This is a genomic window from Mesorhizobium sp. M1182, assembly GCF_040318335.1.
Lineage (GTDB): Bacteria > Pseudomonadota > Alphaproteobacteria > Rhizobiales > Rhizobiaceae > Mesorhizobium.
On the sequence record NZ_JAMYMD010000013.1, the window covers coordinates 137,387 to 158,477 of the forward strand.

Sequence of the window (21,091 nt, forward strand, 5' to 3'; positions counted from 1 at the left end):
GATGAGTTTGCCCAAATTGGGGATCAAAGGTCTCCACAAGAGCTTCGGCACGGGCGCGCGGCGCACGGAAGTGCTACGCGATATCAATCTCGATCTTGCCGACAACGAGTTCGTCTCGCTGGTAGGCACGTCGGGTTGCGGCAAGAGCACGCTGCTGTCGATCGTTGCCGGACTGCAGGATTTCGACGCGGGAGATCTTGCCATCGATGGCGCGCCGATCCTGCAGCCGGGCCTCGACCGCGGCGTCGTCTTCCAGTCCTACACCCTGCTTCCCTGGCTGACGGCGCAGCAGAACATCGAGTTCGCGCTCAAGGCCGCGGGTCATGATCGCGCGACCTGCCGCAGGATAGCACGCGAGCATCTCGATCTGGTCAAGCTCCCGCACAGCGCCAATCGTTATCCGTCTGAGCTTTCGGGCGGCATGAAGCAACGGGTGGCCATAGCGCGTGCTCTTTCGTATCGACCCAAAATGCTTCTGATGGACGAGCCCTTTGGCGCGCTCGATGCCTTGACCAGGCATCAGATGCAGGAACTCCTGACGCAGATCTGGGAGGAGCACAGGCTCACCGTGCTCTTCGTCACCCATGATGTGGAAGAAGCCGTCTACCTTTCGGACCGCATCGTCGTGATGGGGATCGGCCCAGGACGCATCATGCAGACCTTCAATGTCGACATCGAGCGCCCGCGCCGGGAAGAGGTCATGGAAACCCCGGCCTTCATGGATTTGCAGCGCAGCGTGCACAAGGCGATCCGCGAGGCCTCAAAACGTCCCGAAATGGTTTAGGCGAGCCACTCAATTACTTACAATCGGCGACCAGCGTTGCGCCCAATCTCGATATCGCGCCATCGCAATTCCTGACTAGAGGAGCCGCGATCGGCGGCTTTCTCCTCAACCTCGAAAAAAATTTGCAGGACAATGTCGATTTCCTAAACTCCGTTCGTCGTTTCGATGCCGGCCGGTGAGTTCGGCTCAACAAGGAGACAGACGATGCGTGTGATGGTGCTCGTGAAGGCTACCGAGGACAGCGAAAAGGGCTTTGTCCCCACGCCCGAGGCGAAGGAGGCGATGGAGGCGATGGGCAGGTTTAACGACGAGCTGCGCAATGCCGGCATCTTGCTCGACGCCGATGGCCTCAAGCCCTCCTCGCAGGGCAAGCGCGTTGCTTTCGATGGTCCCCGCCGGACGGTCATCGACGGGCCTTTCGCCGAGACCCGCGAACTGGTCGCCGGCTTTTGGCTCTGGGAAGTCAAGGACATGGACGAGGCGGTCGCCTGGGTGAAGCGCTGCCCCAATCCCATGCCGGGACCGAGCGAGATTGAAACCGGCCGCTGTACGAGATGGCTGATTGGCAATGGGAATCTGACGCCGGAGGTCACGGAAATCCATGACCGGACGCGCGAGAAGCTCAGCGGCAACTGAACCTGTCGGCCGCAACCTGCTTTGCCTTCGTTATGGCTTTGGCCGATAAGGCAGCATGACGGCAGGCGAGACGCAGCAGGCGATCGAGGCGATTTTTCGCATTGAACGGGCCCGGCTCATCGCGGGCCTGGCCCGCCTCGTGCGCAATGTCGATCTTGCAGAGGAACTGGTGCAGGACGCCCTCGTCATAGCCCTATCCGAATGGTCCAGGACCGGCGTTCCGGCCAATCCTGGCGCTTGGCTGATGACAGTCGCCAAACACCGCGCCATCGATGCGATCCGTCGCGACAAGATGCGCGAGCGCAAGCATGAGGAGATCGCGCGGGAGCTGGACGGCGAGTGCGACGGTACGGCCGAGGGAAACGAAATGACCATGAACAACGATCTTGGCGACGAACTGCTGGGCCTCATCTTCACAGCCTGCCACCCCATACTTTCGGCCGACGCCCGCGCGGCCCTCACGCTGCGTGTCATCGGCGGCCTGACGACGGACGAGATCGCCCGTGCTTTCCTGTCGAGCGAGGTGACGATCGCCCAGCGCATCGTCCGCGCAAAGCGGACGATCGGAAAGGCCAGGCTCAGCTTCGAGGTGCCGCGCGGCGCCGAGCGTGCGGCGCGTCTGTCCTCGGTGCTGGAGGTCATCTATCTCATCTTCAATGAAGGCTATGCCGCCACGGCAGGCGACGACCTTGTCCGGCCGAGCCTGTGCCTGGAGGCACAACGGCTCGGCCGCATGCTGGCGGGGTTGATGGCCGAGGATGCCGAGGTGTTCGGCCTGCTGGCTCTGATGGAAATCCAGGCATCGCGCCTGCCGGCACGCATCGGGCCGGACGGCGCCCTCTTGACCCTGACCGAGCAAAACCGCGCGCGCTGGGACCAGCTGCTGATCCGCCGAGGCCTTGACGCGCTGGCCCGTGCCGAAGCCCTCGGGGGCGATGGCCCCTATGTGTTGCAGGCCGCGCTTGCAGCCTGTCACGCGCGGGCGCGCAGTCCGGCCGACACCGACTGGCCCCGCATCGCAGCGCTCTACGACCGGCTGCGTGCAGTGATGCGCTCGCCGGTGGTCGATCTCAATCGAGCGGTCGCCCACAGCATGGCCTTCGGGCCCGAAGCGGGCCTGCGGCTGGTAGACGAGATTGCCGACGCCGCCGCCTTGCGCAATTATGCGCCATTGCCGGCGGCGAGGGGCGATTTTCTGTTTCGGGCCGGCCGGCTGGCCGAGGCCCGCGCCGAATTCGAGGCTGCGGCCAAGCTCACCCGCAACGTGCGCGAGGCGTGCCTTTCTCCTCGCCCGCGCAGACGCTTGTGGTTGACAGCATCGCTCTCCGTGCCCGACGCGCCGCTCGGCAACATCGAAAGCCGCCAGTTCGCTCCCGGCCAGCCCCCTTCAATGAGCGTGATCAGCTCGCAACGCGAAAGGGATTAACGATGCGCAAGCCTTCGTCGAGCGCCATTCCGTGCTGCATGTCCTCTGACCAGAGTGTATCGCAGCCAGCGTGAACCGCCGCGGAGACGATCATCGCGTCATAGGTGGAAAGGCCGTACCGCTCGGCGAACCTCAATCGGTTTATTCATTTTGGAGGAGAGGGCCTCGATCATGCCAGCAACTGCGTCGGCACGCCGAGAATCGGTCCTGCCTCGGCGAGCCGCTGGTCGAGGGTCCACACCGTGGCGCCATGCTCCGATGCCGTCGCGAGGTGCAGGGCGTCGCCAGCACGAAGCCCGAGCATATGCTGATCGGCGAATTTCGCGGCGACCCGAAAATGCCCGCCCGTCACCGGCAGCACGGTGAAGCTCTCAGCGACAAGCCTATTGAACATCGCGAGCGCTGCCGCGCGTTGCTCCAGGTCGATCTGTCCGGTCCGAAGCTTGATCGCCATGGCGGAGGACATCTCGGTGATGGTCCAGCCGCTGATCACAAGTTGCGCTGGGTCCTGCTCCGCCAGCCAGCCCTGAACGCGCGCGGTCATGGCTTTGTTGGATAGCGCCGCGATGATCAGCGAAGTATCGAGATAGGACGTCAATAGCGATCGCCATCTCGCATCGATCGCACCAGATCGGTGGCAGCCTGAGCCTGCAGAGACATGGTTGCGGTCAGGGATTGGAGCAGGACGGCTCGATCCGTTTGCGAGGGCGGGCCACGGCCGTGAGCCTGGCGACCGGCTTGCCACGCCGGGTTATGTCGATCGAGTCTCCAGCTTCAACCCGGTCGACGAGCTCACTCAGATGTGCCTTGGCGTCCGCCAGATTGACTGCATCCATGTCACTCCTGACCATGTAGATGGTCATGTAGCGCATAACGCGTGACAATTCCAGTGCAGAGCACGGCGAATAAGCAACTGGCTGCGTGAGCGAAGCAGGTGACCTGCAACGAGAATTATGCCGCTTCCCGCTTGACTCACACATATCCCGGCGGTTATACATCGATCAATAGCCGAAGAGTTATCGATCCCAATGCCAAACGCTCACGATGTACTCTTCAGAACGCTTGCCGATCCGACTCGGCGCGCTATTTTTGAGCGGCTGTGTCGCGAAGGAGAGCAGACGGTCGGGGCTCTGACGGCTCAGGCCGGAATTTCGCAACCGGCCGTGTCAAAACATCTCGGCGTTTTGAGGCAGGCCGGGCTCGTGCGCGACCGCCATGCAGGGCGACAGACCCATTATAGCGCGCAGCTTGCTGCGCTTGCCCCCCTGATCGACTGGACAAGCCAGATGACCGGGTTCTGGCAGAGCCGGTTCGACGACCTCGAAGACCTGCTCAAAAGGATGGACCAGTGAACCGAACGTCGACCGAAACGCTCTCCGTCGTTGTCGAACGGGAAATCGCTTATCCGCCCGAGAAGATCTGGCGCGCGCTCACGCAACCACACTTGATCGAGGAGTGGCTCATGAAAAATGACTTCAAACCTGTCGCGGACCACCGTTTCAATCTTCACGCAGACTGGGGCGCTGTCGAATGTCAGGTGCAGACGGTCGAGCCGAACAGAACACTGACTTACACGTGGGATACCAAGGATCTCAAGAGTGTCGTCTCCTGGACCCTCACCCCCACGAGCACCGGAGCCCGCTTGCGCATGGAACAGTCGGGCTTCCGGCCGGATCAGCAGCCTTACTTCCGGGGTGCTAAAGTCGGCTGGCCGAGGTTCTTTGACGATCTGGAGCAGGTTCTGGCGCGGACGGACTGAGATCCGCTGGGCTATCCAGGCAAGGGCTCTGTTACAGAGCGACATCACGAGGCGATAATGGAGGCAAGCCAATGAAGATCAAGTTGGCCAAAGTATACGTGGACGACCAGGAAAAGGCACTGGGCTTTTACACCGAAACGCTCGGCTTTACCAAGAAGGCCGATTTCAGCAATGGGCCGTTTCGCTGGCTGACCGTCGCATCACCCGACGAGCCGGACAGTGCCGAGCTGCAACTCGCGCTCAATGACAACCCCGCTGCAAAGACCTACCAGCAAGCCATTTTCCAGCAGGGCCAGCCCGCGGTCATGTTCTTCACCGATAACGTCAAGGGCGACTACGAGCGCATCAAAGCGCGCGGCGCCGAGTTCACGATGCCGCCGACCGAAGTAACCGGCTCGACCATCGCCCAGCTGAACGACAACTGCGGCAATCTCGTTCAAATCACCCAACTGGCGCGCTGGTAAAGCATGCGTTCAGTGGCGTGGCTGCCCGGCGGGAGTCGCCAAACGGGCTGCCCGATCCGCTTCGGTTCGTCTTCAGAGGAGGTCTCAATGGATTGGAACAAATGGGTTCGGCAGATCCACCGCTGGCTGTCGATCATCTTTGCGGCGGTCGTCGCCGCCATCTTCATCAGCCTGGGAGTAGGCAAGGAACCCGCCTACTGGGTATACCTCTTGCCGCTGTTTCCACTCTGCTTGCTCCTGCTTACCGGACTGTACATGTTCGTGCTGCCTTACGCTCCCAAGTGGCGCAACGCAGGGGGCACCGGCGCATTGGAGTGACCGCATGGCCAACAAGACGTCCATCAAGTCAGCGGCGGTCGCGAAGAAGCCCGCCGCCAAGCCTGCAGCCGCCAAGCCGGTCCTCCTCGCAGGCGGCAACCCGCAGATCCCGAAGGGTGATGGTGACGCTCCTGTGCAGGCCTACATCGCGGCCATGCCGGGCTGGAAACGCGACGTCGGCCGCCGCCTCGACGCACTCATCGAGCGCAACGTTCCCAACCTGCAAGGCCGTCAAATGGAACTCGCCCTTCTATGGCGTAGAGGGTCAAGGCTGGTTCCTCAACTTCCATTGCTTCACAAAGTACATCAAGCTGGCTTTCTTCCGCGGCACGTCGCTGCATCCTTTCCCTCCAGGCGAGTCCAAGCACAAGGACGTGCGCTACCTCGACATCCGCGAGGACGACCAGCTCGACGAAGCTCAACTCACCGACTGGGTAAAGCAAGCCAGCCAGTTGCCTGGCGAGCGAATGTGAGTGGAATGCCAGTCATTCCCGCAAACCCGGTGCCGACTAGCGGTATTCATGTGACGGGCGAGCGGCAACAACCCTAGGGAAAGCGACAATGGTGATGAAGAGTGGCTCTATGGAAGGAAATGCAGAGAGCTCCCCCTCGCAGCTGATAGATGCGAGGATCAGTGAGCTGGGCGATTGGCGAGGCAAGACGCTTTCCCATGTCCGCGCTCTCGTCAAGCAGGCTGACCCGGAAGTGGTCGAGGAGTGGAAGTGGCGAGGCGTTCCGGTGTGGTCGCACGCCGGAATAATCTGCACCGGCGAGACCTACAAGAACGTCGTGAAGGTGACCTTCGCAAAGGGCGCCGCCCTGCAGGATCCTTCAGGCCTGTTCAACTCCAGCCTCGAAGGCAACACCAGGCGCGCCATCGATATCCGTGAGGGCGAAGACATAGATGAGAATGCGTTCAAGGCGCTGATACGCGCTGCTGCCGCCCTGAACACGGCCCGATAGTCAGCTCCGGCCGATATGGTCGGCTAGCGGGCCGAGAGCGGCGAGCAAAGCTTCGCCGGTGGCTTGCGTCGCGTTCTCATGCGGCGCGCGCAGGTTCAGCCAGCGTCTGTCGCCGGACCGTACCGCCAGCACTGCCTTCATCGCGGAGATGAGGCCGGCGTCCTGGATGATTTTGCGGAACGCCTTGATGGCGGCATCCGCGTCAGTAATGTCCTCTCCCGCCAGCGCTGCGTCGTAGAGGGCCCGGATCGCTGCGGCATTCAGATTGACCGTCGCCGAGATGCAGCCCGCAGCACCGTTGGCGAGGCCTTTCGTCAGCTGTGCTTCCGAACTCGGGAACACCGCGACCCCTGGAGCTGCCGCAATGACCGCCACGGTGTTGTTCCAATCGCCGGCGCTGTCCTTGTAAGCCACCACGACATCCAGAAACGCTTGGCTCAAGCGGGCGGTCAGCGCCGGGCTCACCGGTACGCCGGAATTCTGCGGGATGTGGTAGAGGATCATCCTCATCGCCGGGTTCGCCACCCGTTCGATCAGCTCGCCATAGTAGCGGGCCTGTCCGTTGTCGCCGGCGGCCGTATAGAAGAACGACGGCAGCACCATCACCCCGGCACAGCCGAGCCCGACGGCATGCGCCGTCAGCTCGACGGTCTCGGCAAGTGCTGTGACACCGGTGCCGGGCATCAGATGGCTTGGCGAAATGCCGGCCTCGACCAGCCACTCCAGCGCTTGCATGCGCTCGCGCAACGAGACGGACAACGCCTCGCCCGTGGTGCCGAACGGCGACAGGAAATGCGCTCCCTGATCCAGCACCCACTTGGCGTGTGATATCCAGAGGTCGCGGGCAATGCGGCCGTCGTTTTCGAACGGCGTCAGGATCGGTGCGATGGTTCCTTGTGGGCGGATCATGTGCGTCCTTCTACGGGTGAAAATCTGTGCTGTGCTCAAAGCCGGCATCAGAAATGTCGAGCAAGCTACATGAAGCAGTGTTGCTGAGTACCGGCCGTTCGACCTCGAAATCAAGCCGCTCGCGCATAGGCGCGCGATTGTGATCGGGCGGCGGTTCTGAGGCTCTCGAGGTATATCCTTGTCACGGGACAACCTCGTCCGGCCGAAAGGGGGGTGACAAACGAGTTCTGCTGTTTCATCAATGCCGCCTTTTGAGGAGAAGCCCATGCGCAGCATCGGCGTCGGCGTTATCGGCTGCGGCAACATTTCGGATGCCTATCTGAAGGCATCGCCACAATTCCCGGTGCTCGACATTGTCGGCGTCGCCGACGTCAACCGGACGGCGGCCGAGGCCAAGGCAGCGACCTACGGCCTGGCTGCCATGCCGGTCGACGCGCTGTTGGCCGATCCGCGCGTCGAGATCGTGCTCAACCTGACGACGCCGCAGCATCATGTGCCGGTCGGCCTGCAGGCTGTCGGGCAACGCAAGCACGTCTATTCCGAGAAGCCGCTGGCAACGACGCTCAGCGACGCCGAGCGGCTGGTCGCGGCCGCGCGCGAAAAGGGCGTGCGCGTCGGCTGTGCACCCGACACCTTTCTTGGCGGCTCCCACCAAACGGCGCGGCGGCTGGTCGATAAGGATACGGTCGGGACCATTGGCGCCGGCTCTGCCTTCATGCAGGTGCCCGGCCACGAGCTCTGGCATCCCAATCCGGATTTCTACTATCAGCCCGGCGGCGGGCCGATGCTCGACATGGGACCGTACTACCTGACCTGCCTGGTCAATCTCCTGGGTCCGGTAAAATCCGTGACCGGGCAGGCGAAGTCATCCTACGCCACCCGCACCATCGGTTCTGGACCGCGCCAGGGCGAGACCATCCGGGTCGAGGTGCCGACCCATATTTCCGGCCTGCTCGCATTCGAGAATGGCGCCGCGGTCTCGATCACCACCAGCTTCGACGTCTGGAAGCATGAACACAATCACATCGAACTTTACGGAACCACGGGCTCGATGATCGTCTCCGATCCCAACCAGTTCCAGGGCGACATCAGGACCAGCCAGCGCAAGGGCGACTGGACGGTGGCCGATCAGATCCATTCCTATGGCGACGGCAATTACCGGGGCCTCGGCCTTGCCGACATGGCGCAGGCGATCGTCTCGGGCAGGCAACACCGCGCCAGTCTCGACCTTTCCCTCCATGTCCTGAAAATCATGGAATCGATCATCTCTTCAGCAGACGTAGGGCAGCGTATCGATCTCCGATATGGCTGCGCCCGGCCGGCGCCGATGCGCGCCGATCTGCCTTTCGGAATTCTGGAATAGGGAACAATGCGATGAGCAAGACGGCACTGATTTTCTGGGGCGGCTGGGAAGGTCACACCCCGGCTCGAAGCGCCGAAATCGTCAAGGAGATGCTGGCCGGCAACGGCTTCGACGTGCAGCTGGAGCAGGGGACTTCGGCGCTTGCCGATCCGCAGCTGGGCATGCTCGATCTCATTGTCCCGGTGATCACCATGTCGACGATCGAAAAGCCGGAACTGCAAAACCTGACCAGCGCCGTCGGGGCCGGCACCGGCCTTGCGGGCTTTCACGGCACGATGTGCGACAGCTTCCGCAACGAGCCGGAATACCAGTTCATGACCGGCGGCCAGTGGGTCGCCCATCCCGGCAACATCATCGACTATCACGTCGATATCACCAGGCCAGACGATCCGGTCATGCAGGGCATCGACGGCTTCGCCTACCGTTCAGAGCAGTATTACATGCATGTCGATCCGACCAACGAGGTGCTGGCGACGACTACTTTCACCGGCGAGCATCTCGATTTCATCGCCGGCGTCGTCATGCCGGTCGTCTGGAAGCGCCGCTACGGCAAGGGCCGCGTCTTCTACAGCGCGCTCGGCCACACCGCCGACGAGTTCGCCGTGCCGCAAATGCGCACGATGTTCGAACGCGGCGCGATTTGGGCCAGCCGAAACTCGGACCTTGCATAGCCGTTCAATCTGAACGCCACGTACCGTTGTAATCTCTCATAGGGCGGCCGCCCGAACGCGGACACAGGACCGGGCCGGCAAGCAATTGACTGCCATGGTAGTATCCAATACACCAGCGGTTCTCATCGAGAAATTCCGCAGCTGGAGGTCGAATGGAGCAGACGTGGCGATGGTTTGGCCCGAGCGACGCAGCAACGCTTGCCCATGCCAGGCAGGCCGGCGCGACCGGCATCGTGACGGCACTGCACGACATCCCTTACGGCGAAGTCTGGCCGATCGACGCCATCAGGCAGCGCCAGGCGCTTATCGAAGCGGATCCGGCGATGGGCCTGAAATGGAGCGTCGTCGAGAGTGTGCCCGTGCACGAGGACATCAAGCTCGGCCGCGGCGATCTCGACCGGCTCTACGACAATTTCAGGCAGACCTTACGCAATCTCGGCGCCTGCGGTGTGCGCACGGTCTGCTACAACTTCATGCTGATCCTCGACTGGACCCGGACCGACCTGGCTGCGCCGCTGCCGGGCGGCGGACGGGCGCTCCGCATGAACATGCACGAGCTTGCCGCGTTCGATTGCTACATGCTGCAGCGCAAGGGATCGGAGCGCGACTATGCGTCCGATGTTCTCCAGCGGGCGAGCGAATGGTTCGAGACGACGCCGGATACGTCAAAAGAGCGTCTGCTCGCCAACATCATGGCCGGCCTGCCGGGCGCCTTCAAGCGCTACGACATAGCAGAATTGCGCGAAGTGGTGGCCGAGCAGTCGGGCCTGTCGCACGACCGGCTGCGCGAGAACCTCGTCCGTTTTCTCGAAAACGTGCTGCCGGCGGCCGAAGAGGCGGGCGTCACGTTGGCGATCCACCCGGACGATCCGCCGCGCGATCTCGTCGGCCTGTGCCGGATCGTCAAGAACGCCGACGACATCGCCCTTATCCTGGACGCCGTGCCATCGGCCCATAGCGGCCTCACCTTGTGCACCGGGTCGCTGGGCGCCAACCCGGCCAATGACGTGCCCGCCATCGCCAGGCGCTTTGCGCACAAGATAAACTTCGTGCATCTGCGCAATGTCAGCATGGACCCGGACGGCTCGTTCATGGAATCCGAGCATCTGAGCGGCGATGTCGACATGGTCTCGGTGGTCTCGATCTTGCTCGACGAGCAGCAACGCCGCCGCGATGCCGGTGAACCGGCGGCGCTGCTGCCGTTTCGCCCGGATCATGGCCACGAGCTGATTGATGACGCCGCGCGGCACACCCATCCCGGCTACCCCGTGATCGGCCGTCTTCGCGGCCTTGCCGAATTGAGAGGCGTGATGACAGCGATTGCCCATCAGCGCGGCTACCGGCTGCAATGACGGCGCCCCGCCTGCTCTGCGTCGGCGCGCTCACCTACGACACGATCTTGCGCCTCGATGTCCTGCCCTCCGGCGCCGGCAAGTTCCTGCCGAGCGAGGCCGTGCAGATCGCGGCCGGGATGGCGGCAAGCGCCGCCGCGTCAGCCAGCCGCCAGGGCGGGCAGGTCTGGCTATGGGCAAGCGTCGGCGACGATGCTGTCGGCCGCGATGTCATCGGCCAGATGGAGGCGGAGCGGGTCGACTGTTCGCTGGTGCGCAGGGTTGAAGGCGGTCGCTCGGCCATTGCCACGATCCTGGTCGATGCCGCCGGCGAGCGTATGATTGTGCCCTTCTACGATGCAATCACGCAAGCCGATCCTGACCGTCTTCCGCCCGCGGATTTTTCCCGCTTCGACGCCGTGCTGGTTGATGTCCGCTGGCCCGGAGCCGCGGCCCTGGCGCTGGCGAAGGCTCGCGAGTGCGGCATCCCGGCGATCCTTGACGCCGATGTCGCGTCGCGACCGGTGCTCGACCGGCTACTGCCGCTCGCCTCGCATGTCGTTGCTTCGCTGCCGGCGGCACGCATCCTTTGCGGTCCAGAGGTTTCCGCCGGTTCCGCCGTCGCCATTCTCGGCGAACGGACCGGCGCCTTCGTGGCGGTCACCGATGGCGCGAACGGCACCGTGTTCCGCTACTCGGGCAGCAATGATGTCCGTCATCTGCCGTCGCCGCGGGTCGAAGCCGTCGACACCCTGGCGGCGGGCGACGTGTTTCACGGCACCTTCGCTCTCGGCCTGGCCGAAGGTTGGGACGAAGAGCGGGCGATAGCAGTGGCCAGCGCCGCCGCCGCGCTAAAGTGCCTGCGCTTTGGCGGACGGCTCGGCGCACCGACGCGCGCGGAAACGCTGGCTTTCATGCAAGGATCGACATGACGCCGAACACGCTTGGGCCGGTTCGGCAAAGAAGGGCACGTCAAGTGGCGCCGATCGACTACCATGGCAGTCGCTGCGCAACTGTTCGAGGGAGGATAAATGGCTGAGTTCAAAAAACGCGCACTGGTCACGGGAGCGGCCATGGGCATCGGCCGTGCTGTCGCCGAAAGACTGGCCGGGCAAGGCGTCGACCTGATTCTGTTCGACCGGGCGGGCGATCAGCTGGATGACGTCGCGGCGCAGCTTTCGGCGCGCGGCGTGACCGTGCACACCGTGCTTGGCTCGACCGCCGACACTGAAGCCTGTGGCCGCGCCGTCGAGCTTGCCCGGTCCGCGTTCGGCGGGCTCGACATGCTCTCCCACAATGCCGGCATCCAGCGTTACGGAACGGTGGAGACCACGGACGAGGCGCTTTGGGACGAGGTGATGAACGTCAACCTCAAGGCTGCCTACCTGCTCTCCCGCGCGGCGATGCCGCTGCTGCGGCAAAGCCGCGGCGCCATCGTCCATATGAGCTCGGTGCAGGGTCTGGCCAGCCAGGAAGGGGTTCTGGCCTACAGCACGGCCAAGCACGGCCTGATCGGCCTGGTCAAATCGATGGCCGTCGACTATGCGCCGCTCGGCGTGCGCGTCAATGCCGTCGCTCCGGGTGCGGTTGACACGCCGATGCTGCGTAATGCGGTCAAGCTCAACGATAAGCCCGACGAGATCCTGCGCATCCTCGACAATATGCATCCGCTCGGCCGTACCGCCCAGCCGCAAGAGATTGCCGCAGTCGTCGCCTTCCTGCTGTCCGACGATGCCTCCTTCGTCACCGGCGAGGTCGTACGCGTCGATGGCGGCCTGCTGGCGCGCATCGGCGGTTCTCCGCGCAAGGAATAACGTCGGCGCTGCTGCTTGCGCAGGCATTTCATGAACGGCTTGAAGCTGCAGAGCCTATAAGGGTCGCCGATGGCACGGCTTTTGGGAACGCGGACTATCACCGAGGGGCGGCTCGACGAAACCGCCCCCGGCGCTTCAGTCGCGGCTAGGACGTTCGAGGTTTTGCTCGACCAGATCCTGACCTTCCGCCTGAAGCCGCACGAGCTGATTTCTGAAAAGGCGATGTCGGAAGCCCTCGGCGTGAGCCGCACGCCGGTCAGGGAGGCGCTCGCCCGGTTGGCCGGTCTTGGCTTGATCGACATTTATCCGCAGCGCGGCAGCATGGTGGCGCCGCTCCGGATTGCCGATCTCGAGAAATCGCAGTTTCTGCGCGAAGCGCTCGAAGTCGGCCTGATCAAGCGCGCGGTCGAGAGCCCGCGCCGTGCCGACTTGCTTGCCGTGCTCAAAGGCGAACTGGCCGTCCAGGAGACGTTCGCCTCCATCGCGGACGACAGGCGCTTCTTCAAGTCGGACGAGCTGTTCCACCAGCACATCGCGAGTCATGCCGGGTTTCCCGGAATCTGGGCCGACATCAGCGCGGCGAAGCTGCACATGGACCGCTTCCGCTTCCTGTCTTTTCCGCGCCTCGACAGCATGTCGGTGGTCCTCGGCCAGCATCGGCGGATTGTCGATGCGCTTGAGCAGGCCGACGCGTTTGCGGCGGAAGAGGCGATGCGAACGCATCTTCGCCGCATCTTCGAGGTGCTCGAAATCGTCCAGGAGCGCTATCCCTATTATTTCGAGGCAAACGGCAGTGTGAGCCCGCTTTCGGCCGGCTCAATCCAAGCCTGAGCCTTTCTTGCGCGCTTCCGAAGGTGTCTTGGTCTTGCTGCCGGATGTGTCGGAAGCTGGCTCGGCTTTGCGATTTTGACCCTCACCGCCTTGCTCGTTGCGGAGCTGCTTTTCCACTATCGATCGCGATCCTTCCGCCGGGTCTTGTTCAGGATGAGTATCGGTTCCCGTCATGTCGGTTCCTATCCATTTTGATCAATTGCGTGCGGCGTGGGCTGACCTCCGCCGCCGGTTCTGTCGCGCCCGATCATCAGCCAGGCGGCGAACAGCACGACCAGTACGACCACGATCCAGGCGACGAAACGAGGCATCGGCCTCATGTCCCTCGCCGCCGCTTGCTGCCGCGTGCCTCCGGATCGGAGCCGGCCTCGACCGTTGGATCGGGCACGACCGGGCCGCGTTCGGCCTCGGAACCCTCAGCTTCGATCTCCTGCACGGCCTGATCCCAATGCTCGCGCTCGCGTCCTTGCGGACGGCCTTCGCGCTCCCAGATCTCATGGGCTCGCTGCCTGATACGCTCTTCCCTGTCCATGGCCTTTGCCTCGTCATCCCCTAATCCGGCGATCGCTGGTTTGTTCCGCGGTGCCAGCGCCGTTCATCGCGATTCAGTTGACCTGATCACCCAGCGCTCTAGATCAAACTTCGCGCCGAAGTCGCCTGGTGCCGGGGAGAACAATCGTGTGGCAGCAACGCTACAAGCACGTATTGTAAATGCCGTTACAGCCGTCGGTTCTCGACCAGACCGCCTGCGCTTGCTGCTGATAATATTTGTAGTGACGGCATGCTCGCCTTCCGGCCAGGTCGAGCAGCAGTCGAAAACCGCGGCTTCCGCCACACAGACCGCATCGCTGGTCCTGGAGAGCTGGATCGCTGGGGAAGCCCCGTCGGAATACACGTCGCGCACTTTGCAATCGGCCGGCAAGGCGCTCGCCGATGCCGATGCGCAAATCCAGTCCGGCAAGTCGCCTGAGTCCAGCGGCCAAGCCGGTCTGAAGATGGCGGTTGGACGGCTTTCGGCAGCGGTAATTCGCGCGGCGACGGCCGTGCAGAACGGCAACCGCTCGGAAGTGGAACACGCGCAGCAGGATCTGCGGGCCGCCGCCGCCGACCTGAGCACGTCCTACGCGAAATATTTCGCGCCGAAATCATGAAGAAGCTGCTCGAAATATCGCTCGGCGTCGTCACCAGCGTTGGCGGCTTTCTTGAGGTCGGATCAATGGCGACCGCCGCTCAGGCCGGCGCCGCGTTCAGGTTTCAGCTGATATGGGCCGTCGTCCTGGGCACGATCTGCATCATCTTCCTGGTCGAAATGGCCGGACGCTTCGCCGCAGTTAGTCATCACACCATCGCCGACGGGATCCGGGAACGGTTTGGCTTCAACGCCTTTCTGTGGCCGTTGCTCGCCACTTTGCTGGTTAACTTCCTGGTCATGGCAGCCGAAATCGGCGGTGTTGCGATTGCGCTCGAGCTCGCCACCGGCATCGGCTTTCAGTGGTGGGCGCTGCCGGTCGCTTTTCTGGCATGGCTGTTCCTTTGGAAAGGCACGTTCGGATTCATCGAAAAAGGCGTCGCGATCCTCGGGCTGGTCACGCTGTGCTTCGTGGTTGGCGCCGTCATGCTGAAGCCCGATTGGGGGCAGGTCGCGGCCGGGGCCGTGCCAACACTGCCGGATCACGACGCGGCCAACTACTGGTTCATGGCAGTCAGCATTCTTGGTGCGTCGATCTCGCCCTATCTGTTCATGTTCTATTCGTCGGGAGCGATCGAGGACGAGTGGGACAAGAGCTATCTCGGAGCCAATCGGGCGATTGCCGGCCTGGGCATGAGTTTTGGCGGCACAATCGCTATGGGTGTGCTGATTGTGGCGGCGCTCGTTCTGGCAGCACACGGCATAGTGCAGGTCGACGACTACCACCAACTGCCGCTGATGCTGATTCAGATCTTCGGTTTCTGGGGGTTCGTCCTGTTCGTTGCGTCACTAGGCATTGCCTGCTTCGGCGCCGCGCTCGAAATCGGCCTGCAGCAAGCCTACCTTGTGGCGCAGGGTTTCGGCTGGACCTGGGGCGAGAACCTGAAACCGCGCGACGACCCGGGTTTCAGCACCGTGTATACGGTCTCGCTGTTTCTCGCCGCCATTCCGATCGCACTGGGTCTCGATCCGCTGAAGCTCACCATCTTCTCCATGGCGCTGACGGCCGCCAGCCTGCCGCTAACCGTGGTGCCGTTCCTCTTCCTGCTGAACGACGAGCGTTATATCGGCGAGCACCGCAATGGCATCATCGCGAATGCCGCGGTTATCTTCATCATCGCGCTCGGTTTCTTGCTCGCGATCGTGACCATTCCTTTGCAGATGTTCGGAGGCACGTGATGGATTTGCTGCGTGACATCCTGGACAAGCAAGTGGTCGACCGCGAGCAGGTCAAGATCGGCAAGGTTGACGGGCTGGTGGCCGAACTCAGGCCAGGCAAGCCGCCAAAAATCATTGCGGTCGAGCTCGGCTCGATCACGCTGGCGCGCCGGCTTGGCCAGCGGCCCGGGCGCTGGATGGCGCGGCTTGCGGCAAGGCTCGGCGGCAAGCGCCATGCCGAGCCGCACCGCATCGCCTGGAACAAGGTGCGCGACATCGGCGTCGACATCGAGTTCGATATCGACGTCCGCGAAACGGCGATTTTCGACTGGCAGGACTGGCTGCGCGATCATGTCATTGGGCGTATCCCGGGAGCTGGATGATGGCTACTATCAATCTCGAGCAATTGGCTGGCAGGAATGTGCTTTCGCAGCGCGGCAAAAGCATCGGTCATATCGAGGAGATACGCGCAGAATCGGATGGCGACGACCTGGTGATTGCCGAGTACCATGTCGGCATCTACGCGGCCTTCGAGCGTCTGTCCGCTTCGGCCATCGGCATTGCGGTCCTCAATGTCTTTCGACTGCGCAGTCGCGACAGCATGTACCGCATCCCTTGGGACAAGCTCGACATCTCCGATCCGGCGCGGCCGCGGTTGTTATGCACGACGGAAGAACTTTCCGGTATGAAGGGGAGTATCGAGGGCGATAAACCGGAATGAACGATACTTTCCCGCCGTCGGAGAATCGGGTCCAGTGAAAGTCCTGGTTACCGGCGCCACCGGCCTAATCGGTGCCTCCGTCGTGGCACGCCTTCTTTCCGAAGGACATGAGGTGATCGGATTGGTCCGCAGCCCCGGCGCAAACCGGACCGGCAATTATCAATTGCTGGTGCTGGACATGGCGGTGGCGCTGCAGCCCGAAGACTGGCTACCGCATCTCAGGGGCATAGACGCCGTCGTCAATTGTGCCGGCGTTCTGCAGGATAGCCCTCGTGAAAAGACGCGCGAAGTCCATCGCGAGGCGGCGGCAGCACTCTTCCTCGCCTGTGCGCGGGCAGGGGTTGCCCGGGTGATCCACTTCTCGGCAATCGGCGTCGATCGGGCGCAGCCTTCGGCATTCTCGGCGACGAAGCTGGCTGGCGACCAAGCGCTTATGGCGCTTGATCTGGATTGGGTGATCCTGCGCCCGTCCGTGGTGCTCGGCCGGCCGGTGTTTGGGGCCAGCGCATTGTTTAGGGGTCTCGCCTCGCTGCCGGTGCTGCCGTCCATGCCCGGCACCGGCCCGCTCCAAGTGGTGCAGCTCGACGACGTGGTCTCAACCGTCGTCTTCCTTCTCGATCCCGCCAGTCCGTCTCGCATCGTGCTGGAACTTGTCGGTCCCGAACAGCTGAGCATGGACGAGGTCGTCGGCAGCTATCGCCGATGGCTCGGCTGGGCTCCTGCAGCCAGGTTTGTCTTGCCGGCGGCTGTTGCAAGGCTTCTCTACCGCCTCGGCGACCTTGCCGCGATGTTCGGCTGGCGTCCACCGATGCGCACCAACGCGGCCAGAGAGATTGCCCGAGGAGCGGTTGGAGATCCCTCGGACTGGACCGCCACGACCGGCATACGCCCGCAAACCCTGGCGGGCTTCCTCGCGCTCAATCCGGCAACGGTGCAGGAAAAATGGTTTGCCCGGCTGTATTTCATCAAGCCTGCGATCTTCGTCGTCCTGCCCTTCTTGTGGATCGTGACGGGAATTGTGTCGCTGACCACCGGCTACCGCAGCGGCGTCGATCTGATGCAAGGCACGGGGGCGGGCATCTTGTCGCCGCCGATCGTGATAGCCGGTGCTCTTGCCGACATCGCCGTCGGCGCGCTCCTAGCCTGGCGGCCGGCGGCGCGAAAAGGCCTCTATGGCGGCATCGCGCTCTCGCTCTTCTACCTGGTCGTCGGAAGCTTTCTGAGCCCCGAGCTGTGGAACGACCCGCTTGGGCCGTTCCTCAAGGTGTTGCCGATCCTGGTGCTGCACTTTGTGGCCTTGGCAGTGCTGGAGGAGCGTTGATGCTCTATTTCCTGCTGAAATTTCTGCATGTCATCGGCGCATCCGTGCTGCTTGGTACCGGCGCCGGTATCGCTTTCTTCATGTTGCTCGCCCACAGGACCGGCAATGCCGCGACGGTTGCGGCGGTGGCGCGTGTCGTCGTCGTCGCCGACTTCCTTTTCACCGCGACGGCCGTGGTCGCGCAACCTTTGACCGGAGCCGCGCTCGCCTGGCAGGCCGGCTACTCGCTGTCGGAGGGCTGGATCGTACTTTCGATCGCGCTCTATATCTTCACCGGAATGTTCTGGCTCCCGGTCGTCTGGATGCAAATGGAGATGCGCAAGCTGGCATCGCAAGCCGCCGCTGCAGGCGCGCCGTTGCCGCCGCGCTATCATCGGCTCTTCTGGCTGTGGTTCGCCTTCGGCTTCCCCGCCTTCGCTGCCGTACTCGGGATTTTCTGGCTGATGATCGCGCGGCCTGCGATCGAGTGGTAGGTCGCAGGCAGGTCCCACTGCGATAATGCCCAGTCAAAGCACTACGGAAAGATTCCGGCCCATGCAGCGCCATGTGCCGGAGCGGACCTGCGCCTCGACCTGTAAGTCGCACCGGAGTCCGGTCTCGTATCATTTCCAACCGCGCGCTCACCGCCATCGGCACAGGACAACATCCCGTCTTGAGGCTGGTTAGGCTTCGCTTACCAAAAAAGATGACGCCTGAGGGGAACACGGGAAGCACAGGCAAGTTCGGTGCGCAGTGGAGGAGATTGCGCCATGAACAGTGTTATTTATCTCATCGGCTTCGTCGTCGTCGTGCTTGCGATCCTCTCCTTCCTCGGATTCCACTAGGAGACACCATGCAGGACCAGGACGATCAGGGCCGTCAGACGGCCGATTTCGAGACAGCCAGAAGCGAGCTTTCGGAAAGACTACAGCGAGAAAAGCAGACCGCGACGGAAGCGCTCCACGATGCGCGTGACGAGATCACCAGGAAAGCCGGAGACTACGCATCGGAAGCAAAGCAAGCATTGTTCAACAAGGCGGAGGGAACGCAGCGCGACGTGAGCGCCAATCTGAAGGCCTTCAGCGGCGCATTGCGCGCGGCAAGCGAGCATCTTGCCAATAATGATCAACGGACCGCTTCGAAATTCGCCCTTGACGCCGCAGGCGGGCTCGAGCGGCTTTCCTCGTCCCTGAAGGATAAACCGTTCGACGAGGTGCTTGGCGAAATTCAGTCGTTCGGCCGCGAAAACTCGGGGGCGCTGATCGCCGGTTCGGTATTGGCAGGCCTGGCGCTGGGGCGGTTCATCAAAAGCTCGCCGCCCTCTGCCCAAGCCGGAGCACCGCGCCGGTCGGGAGCAGGCCGGGCGCCCGAGACCGGTCCTAGCTCGAATGAGTTCGGAGGGCGATCGGCAGAGGCAGTGGAGCCGGCCCCGCTAGTATCCGATCAGTCCGGCGATGACTGGGCCAATGCAAGCCTGGAGCAAAACCCATGACTGACAATCAGGACACTCGCAGCCTGACAACCCTTGTCAGCGATCTGGCACAGCAGGTCACAACACTGCTTCAAACCGAAAGCAGGCTGTTGCGGGCTGAAATGTCGGAAAAGGTAAGCAAGGCCGGCGCCGGCGCCGTGGAGGTAATGGGAGGCGCCATTTGCCTGCTCGCCGCCCTGATGGTGCTTTTGCAGGCGCTGGTGATTGCCTTGGCGAGCGCCGGGCTGGGAGCCGGATGGTCCTCGCTGCTCGTCGGCGTCGTGGTGGCAGTACTGGGCGTCATACTCTTGCGCTCCGGCAAGGCAAGCATGGCTCCCTCAGAGTTGACCCCCGACCGGACACAAGACCAACTTAAACGCGACGCACGCGTGATCAAGGAACAGATAAGATGACCGACAAATCCGCAGCCGAGTTGGAACGCGATGCTGATATTGCTCGCGCCAGAGTGGCAGATACCGCAGACTCGATCCGCAGCAAGATGACACCGGGCCAACTGATCGACGAATTCACCGGGATGTTCAGCGGCGAGGGATCCGCCATGCTCAGCAATCTTAAGACTCAGGTCAGGGACAATCCGTTGCCGCTTACATTGGTCGGCGCGGGCCTGGCCTGGCTGATGCTTGGCAAGGGCACGTCGGTAGACAGTTCAGCACTTGGTGCCTATTCGACCAGCAGGGAACCTGACGGCAGCCGAACCTTCTCTGACCAGCGGAGCTTGGGCGGGGCCTGGCAGGACTCAAGCGGCGATGAGTACGGTGCCGAGAGCGAAGATTCCGCCGGCTCCATGCTCTCCGATGCCGCTCGTTCGGTTGCTTCCGTGGCAGGCGGTGGGACTGAGGCTGTCGCAGACGTTGCGAGCGGCGCCAAAGAAAGATTAAGAAGCACGGCCGGGCAGTTCGGCTCGAGCGCCAACGATATGGCGGGGCGGGTGCGGCAGTCGACGCGAGACCTGTTCCAGCGCGAACCTCTGGCAATGGCCGCGGTGGGCCTTGCCGTGGGCACCGCCATCGGCGTGATGCTGCCTCACACCGCCGCGGAAGACGAACAACTCGGCCCCTACCGCGACAAGCTTCGTGACAGTGCCGAGGAGCTCTTTGAAGAAGGCGTGGAACAAGCCAAGCAGGTCGCCGCCGAAGCATATGAGACTGTAAAAGAAGAGGCTGACCGACAGGGTTCCAGCAGCGACGCCGAGACCTTGGTCGACCGCGTCGAGAAAGTCGTGAAAAAGACGGCAAGCAAAACTGAGGAAGCGATTCGCGATCGTTTGCCGGAGACCGACGAGGTTCCCAGTTCGAACGATTCTCCCGAAACAACGTGATAGCGCTGCGGTCGTTCGTGGCGATTCCGACCACGGGCCGCCTCGCGGTTGGCACATCGAAGTCGGCTAGGAGTCCGCAACCTTCCGCAGACAAATATGATCGCGGCGCTCAAGTCATTAGCCGAGGCGCTCCGGTCCGTTCCGATTCTTCGCTCTGAATCCGTTCGGTTCGTCGGGCTGCATGAAGCGTGTCTGGCCAACGGGCCTCAGCAGCACTGTCCATTCTGAAAAAAAACAACCACATGGGGTAATCGCGGGAGCGACGCGCCCTGGAACCGATCATAGCCTTGGAGGGTGGCTGTTCCCCGATAAGATGAAATACGGGCTCACGACTGGACGCCGGGCCCAGCATCAACGGAGAACAGCCATGGAAGAACATATCGGTCTCGACGTGTCGATGAAAGAGACGGCGGTGTCGATCCGCCGTGAAGGCGAACGGATCTGGCGCGGGAAGTGCGCATCTGATCCCAGGATCATTGCCGAGCTTGTCCGCAAGCGGGCGCCGGCCGCAAAGCGCGTCGTGTTCGAAACCGGCCCGCTGTCAGTTTGGTTCTATCATGCGCTGCGCGCCGAGGGATTGCCAGCCATCTGCATCGATGCGCGCCATGCCAAAGCCGCTCTCGATATGGCGGCGAACAAGACGG

General features: G+C 62.8%; 28 protein-coding genes and 3 pseudogenes. 25 read left to right on the plus strand and 6 right to left on the minus strand.

Annotated features, from left to right (window positions below):
* Position 1 precedes the first annotated feature (1 nt).
* From NKH33_RS17805 to NKH33_RS17815, 3 genes are all read left to right on the plus strand, one after another.
* A complete protein-coding gene (locus NKH33_RS17805; RefSeq protein ID WP_023676185.1) occupies positions 2-784 on the plus strand; it encodes an ABC transporter ATP-binding protein in 783 nt (260 codons plus the stop codon).
* 204 nt (positions 785-988) lie between these two features.
* On the plus strand, positions 989-1,420 hold the full coding sequence (locus tag NKH33_RS17810) for a YciI family protein (protein ID WP_352920804.1): 432 nt from the start codon (positions 989-991) through the stop codon (positions 1,418-1,420).
* A 55-nt stretch (positions 1,421-1,475) separates the two neighbouring features.
* A complete protein-coding gene (locus NKH33_RS17815; RefSeq protein ID WP_352920806.1) occupies positions 1,476-2,846 on the plus strand; it encodes an RNA polymerase sigma factor in 1,371 nt (456 codons plus the stop codon).
* Between the two features lie 169 nt (positions 2,847-3,015).
* On the opposite strand, the gene NKH33_RS17825 is transcribed toward NKH33_RS17815, so the two are convergent.
* Entirely contained in the window at positions 3,016-3,444 is a 429-nt protein-coding gene (locus tag NKH33_RS17825; RefSeq protein WP_352920808.1) for a type II toxin-antitoxin system VapC family toxin, read from the minus strand.
* A pseudogene (locus NKH33_RS17830) lies at positions 3,441-3,682 on the minus strand (type II toxin-antitoxin system Phd/YefM family antitoxin). Before NKH33_RS17830 ends, NKH33_RS17825 begins: the two are co-directional and overlap by 4 nt.
* 192 nt (positions 3,683-3,874) lie before the next feature.
* Here NKH33_RS17830 and NKH33_RS17835 point away from each other — a divergent pair.
* The 6 genes and pseudogenes from NKH33_RS17835 to NKH33_RS17860 all read left to right on the plus strand — a co-directional run bounded on the left by NKH33_RS17835 (position 3,875) and on the right by NKH33_RS17860 (position 6,350).
* A complete protein-coding gene (locus NKH33_RS17835) occupies positions 3,875-4,198 on the plus strand; it encodes an ArsR/SmtB family transcription factor (RefSeq protein ID WP_023716560.1) in 324 nt (107 codons plus the stop codon).
* The gene (locus tag NKH33_RS17840) at positions 4,195-4,605 is read left to right on the plus strand and encodes an SRPBCC family protein (protein ID WP_352473443.1); all 411 of its coding nucleotides are present in this window, start codon (positions 4,195-4,197) and stop codon (positions 4,603-4,605) included. The genes NKH33_RS17835 and NKH33_RS17840 overlap by 4 nt, the downstream gene beginning before the upstream one ends.
* A 71-nt stretch (positions 4,606-4,676) precedes the next feature.
* The gene (locus NKH33_RS17845; protein ID WP_352502145.1) at positions 4,677-5,069 is read left to right on the plus strand and encodes a VOC family protein; all 393 of its coding nucleotides are present in this window, start codon (positions 4,677-4,679) and stop codon (positions 5,067-5,069) included.
* An 87-nt stretch (positions 5,070-5,156) separates the two neighbouring features.
* Positions 5,157-5,387: a hypothetical protein gene (locus NKH33_RS17850; RefSeq protein WP_352612050.1), complete on the plus strand. Its 231-nt coding sequence runs from the start codon at positions 5,157-5,159 to the stop codon at positions 5,385-5,387.
* Positions 5,388-5,391: 4 nt separating this feature from the next.
* Positions 5,392-5,860, plus strand: a pseudogene (locus tag NKH33_RS17855) (DUF1801 domain-containing protein).
* A 109-nt stretch (positions 5,861-5,969) separates the two neighbouring features.
* On the plus strand, positions 5,970-6,350 hold the full coding sequence (locus NKH33_RS17860) for a DUF1801 domain-containing protein (RefSeq protein WP_352612052.1): 381 nt from the start codon (positions 5,970-5,972) through the stop codon (positions 6,348-6,350).
* Here NKH33_RS17860 and NKH33_RS17865 read toward each other — a convergent pair whose 3' ends face one another.
* A complete protein-coding gene (locus NKH33_RS17865; RefSeq protein WP_352920810.1) occupies positions 6,351-7,259 on the minus strand; it encodes a dihydrodipicolinate synthase family protein in 909 nt (302 codons plus the stop codon). It abuts the gene before it with no gap.
* 265 nt (positions 7,260-7,524) lie between these two features.
* Here NKH33_RS17865 and NKH33_RS17870 point away from each other — a divergent pair, with 265 nt between their 5' ends.
* The 6 genes from NKH33_RS17870 to NKH33_RS17895 all read left to right on the plus strand — a co-directional run bounded on the left by NKH33_RS17870 (position 7,525) and on the right by NKH33_RS17895 (position 13,269).
* Positions 7,525-8,622, plus strand: a complete 1,098-nt coding sequence (locus NKH33_RS17870; RefSeq protein ID WP_352920812.1) for a Gfo/Idh/MocA family protein — start codon at positions 7,525-7,527, stop codon at positions 8,620-8,622.
* Positions 8,623-8,633: 11 nt separating this feature from the next.
* On the plus strand, positions 8,634-9,293 hold the full coding sequence (locus NKH33_RS17875; protein ID WP_352920814.1) for a ThuA domain-containing protein: 660 nt from the start codon (positions 8,634-8,636) through the stop codon (positions 9,291-9,293).
* Between the two features lie 152 nt (positions 9,294-9,445).
* The gene (uxuA, locus tag NKH33_RS17880; RefSeq protein ID WP_352473434.1) at positions 9,446-10,645 is read left to right on the plus strand and encodes a mannonate dehydratase; all 1,200 of its coding nucleotides are present in this window, start codon (positions 9,446-9,448) and stop codon (positions 10,643-10,645) included.
* Positions 10,642-11,556: a PfkB family carbohydrate kinase gene (locus NKH33_RS17885; RefSeq protein WP_352920817.1), complete on the plus strand. Its 915-nt coding sequence runs from the start codon at positions 10,642-10,644 to the stop codon at positions 11,554-11,556. The genes uxuA and NKH33_RS17885 overlap by 4 nt, the downstream gene beginning before the upstream one ends.
* Before the next feature lie 99 nt (positions 11,557-11,655).
* Complete coding sequence (locus NKH33_RS17890; RefSeq protein WP_352920819.1) at positions 11,656-12,438, plus strand: SDR family NAD(P)-dependent oxidoreductase; 783 nt, start codon at positions 11,656-11,658, stop codon at positions 12,436-12,438.
* A gap of 69 nt (positions 12,439-12,507) precedes the next feature.
* Entirely contained in the window at positions 12,508-13,269 is a 762-nt protein-coding gene (locus NKH33_RS17895) for a GntR family transcriptional regulator (protein ID WP_352768239.1), read from the plus strand.
* Here NKH33_RS17895 and NKH33_RS17900 read toward each other — a convergent pair.
* Genes NKH33_RS17900 through NKH33_RS17910 form a run of 3 tightly spaced genes read right to left on the minus strand, consistent with a single transcriptional unit; the run spans position 13,255 to position 13,801 of the window.
* Complete coding sequence (locus tag NKH33_RS17900; protein ID WP_352473431.1) at positions 13,255-13,443, minus strand: hypothetical protein; 189 nt, start codon at positions 13,441-13,443, stop codon at positions 13,255-13,257. The genes NKH33_RS17895 and NKH33_RS17900 overlap by 15 nt on opposite strands.
* A gap of 8 nt (positions 13,444-13,451) precedes the next feature.
* Positions 13,452-13,580, minus strand: coding sequence for a hypothetical protein (locus NKH33_RS17905; RefSeq protein ID WP_280952094.1), 129 nt, complete (start codon positions 13,578-13,580; stop codon positions 13,452-13,454).
* A 5-nt stretch (positions 13,581-13,585) separates the two neighbouring features.
* Positions 13,586-13,801, minus strand: coding sequence for a DUF2934 domain-containing protein (locus NKH33_RS17910; protein ID WP_023676165.1), 216 nt, complete (start codon positions 13,799-13,801; stop codon positions 13,586-13,588).
* Here NKH33_RS17910 and NKH33_RS17915 point away from each other — a divergent pair.
* The 10 genes and pseudogenes from NKH33_RS17915 to NKH33_RS17960 all read left to right on the plus strand — a co-directional run.
* A complete protein-coding gene (locus tag NKH33_RS17915) occupies positions 13,800-14,420 on the plus strand; it encodes a hypothetical protein (RefSeq protein ID WP_352920822.1) in 621 nt (206 codons plus the stop codon). The two genes, NKH33_RS17910 and NKH33_RS17915, sit on opposite strands and share 2 nt — an antisense overlap.
* Positions 14,417-15,637: an NRAMP family divalent metal transporter gene (locus NKH33_RS17920; RefSeq protein WP_352473429.1), complete on the plus strand. Its 1,221-nt coding sequence runs from the start codon at positions 14,417-14,419 to the stop codon at positions 15,635-15,637. The genes NKH33_RS17915 and NKH33_RS17920 overlap by 4 nt, the downstream gene beginning before the upstream one ends.
* Positions 15,637-15,999, plus strand: a complete 363-nt coding sequence (locus tag NKH33_RS17925; RefSeq protein ID WP_352473428.1) for a hypothetical protein — start codon at positions 15,637-15,639, stop codon at positions 15,997-15,999. Before NKH33_RS17920 ends, NKH33_RS17925 begins: the two co-directional genes overlap by 1 nt.
* Positions 15,996-16,337, plus strand: a complete 342-nt coding sequence (locus NKH33_RS17930; RefSeq protein ID WP_352920825.1) for a hypothetical protein — start codon at positions 15,996-15,998, stop codon at positions 16,335-16,337. The genes NKH33_RS17925 and NKH33_RS17930 overlap by 4 nt, the downstream gene beginning before the upstream one ends.
* A gap of 34 nt (positions 16,338-16,371) precedes the next feature.
* Positions 16,372-17,658, plus strand: a complete 1,287-nt coding sequence (locus NKH33_RS17935) for an SDR family oxidoreductase (protein WP_352473425.1) — start codon at positions 16,372-16,374, stop codon at positions 17,656-17,658.
* Complete coding sequence (locus NKH33_RS17940; protein ID WP_352473424.1) at positions 17,658-18,131, plus strand: DUF2269 family protein; 474 nt, start codon at positions 17,658-17,660, stop codon at positions 18,129-18,131. Before NKH33_RS17935 ends, NKH33_RS17940 begins: the two co-directional genes overlap by 1 nt.
* A gap of 269 nt (positions 18,132-18,400) precedes the next feature.
* Positions 18,401-19,129 carry a hypothetical protein gene (locus NKH33_RS17945; protein WP_352473423.1) on the plus strand — a complete coding sequence of 243 codons (729 nt, stop codon included), beginning with the start codon at positions 18,401-18,403 and terminating at the stop codon, positions 19,127-19,129.
* Positions 19,126-19,521: a phage holin family protein gene (locus NKH33_RS17950; RefSeq protein WP_292657573.1), complete on the plus strand. Its 396-nt coding sequence runs from the start codon at positions 19,126-19,128 to the stop codon at positions 19,519-19,521. Before NKH33_RS17945 ends, NKH33_RS17950 begins: the two co-directional genes overlap by 4 nt.
* Complete coding sequence (locus tag NKH33_RS17955) at positions 19,518-20,447, plus strand: hypothetical protein (protein WP_352473421.1); 930 nt, start codon at positions 19,518-19,520, stop codon at positions 20,445-20,447. The genes NKH33_RS17950 and NKH33_RS17955 overlap by 4 nt, the downstream gene beginning before the upstream one ends.
* A 367-nt stretch (positions 20,448-20,814) precedes the next feature.
* Positions 20,815-21,091 (plus strand): annotated as a pseudogene (locus tag NKH33_RS17960) (IS110 family transposase); the annotation flags it as partial.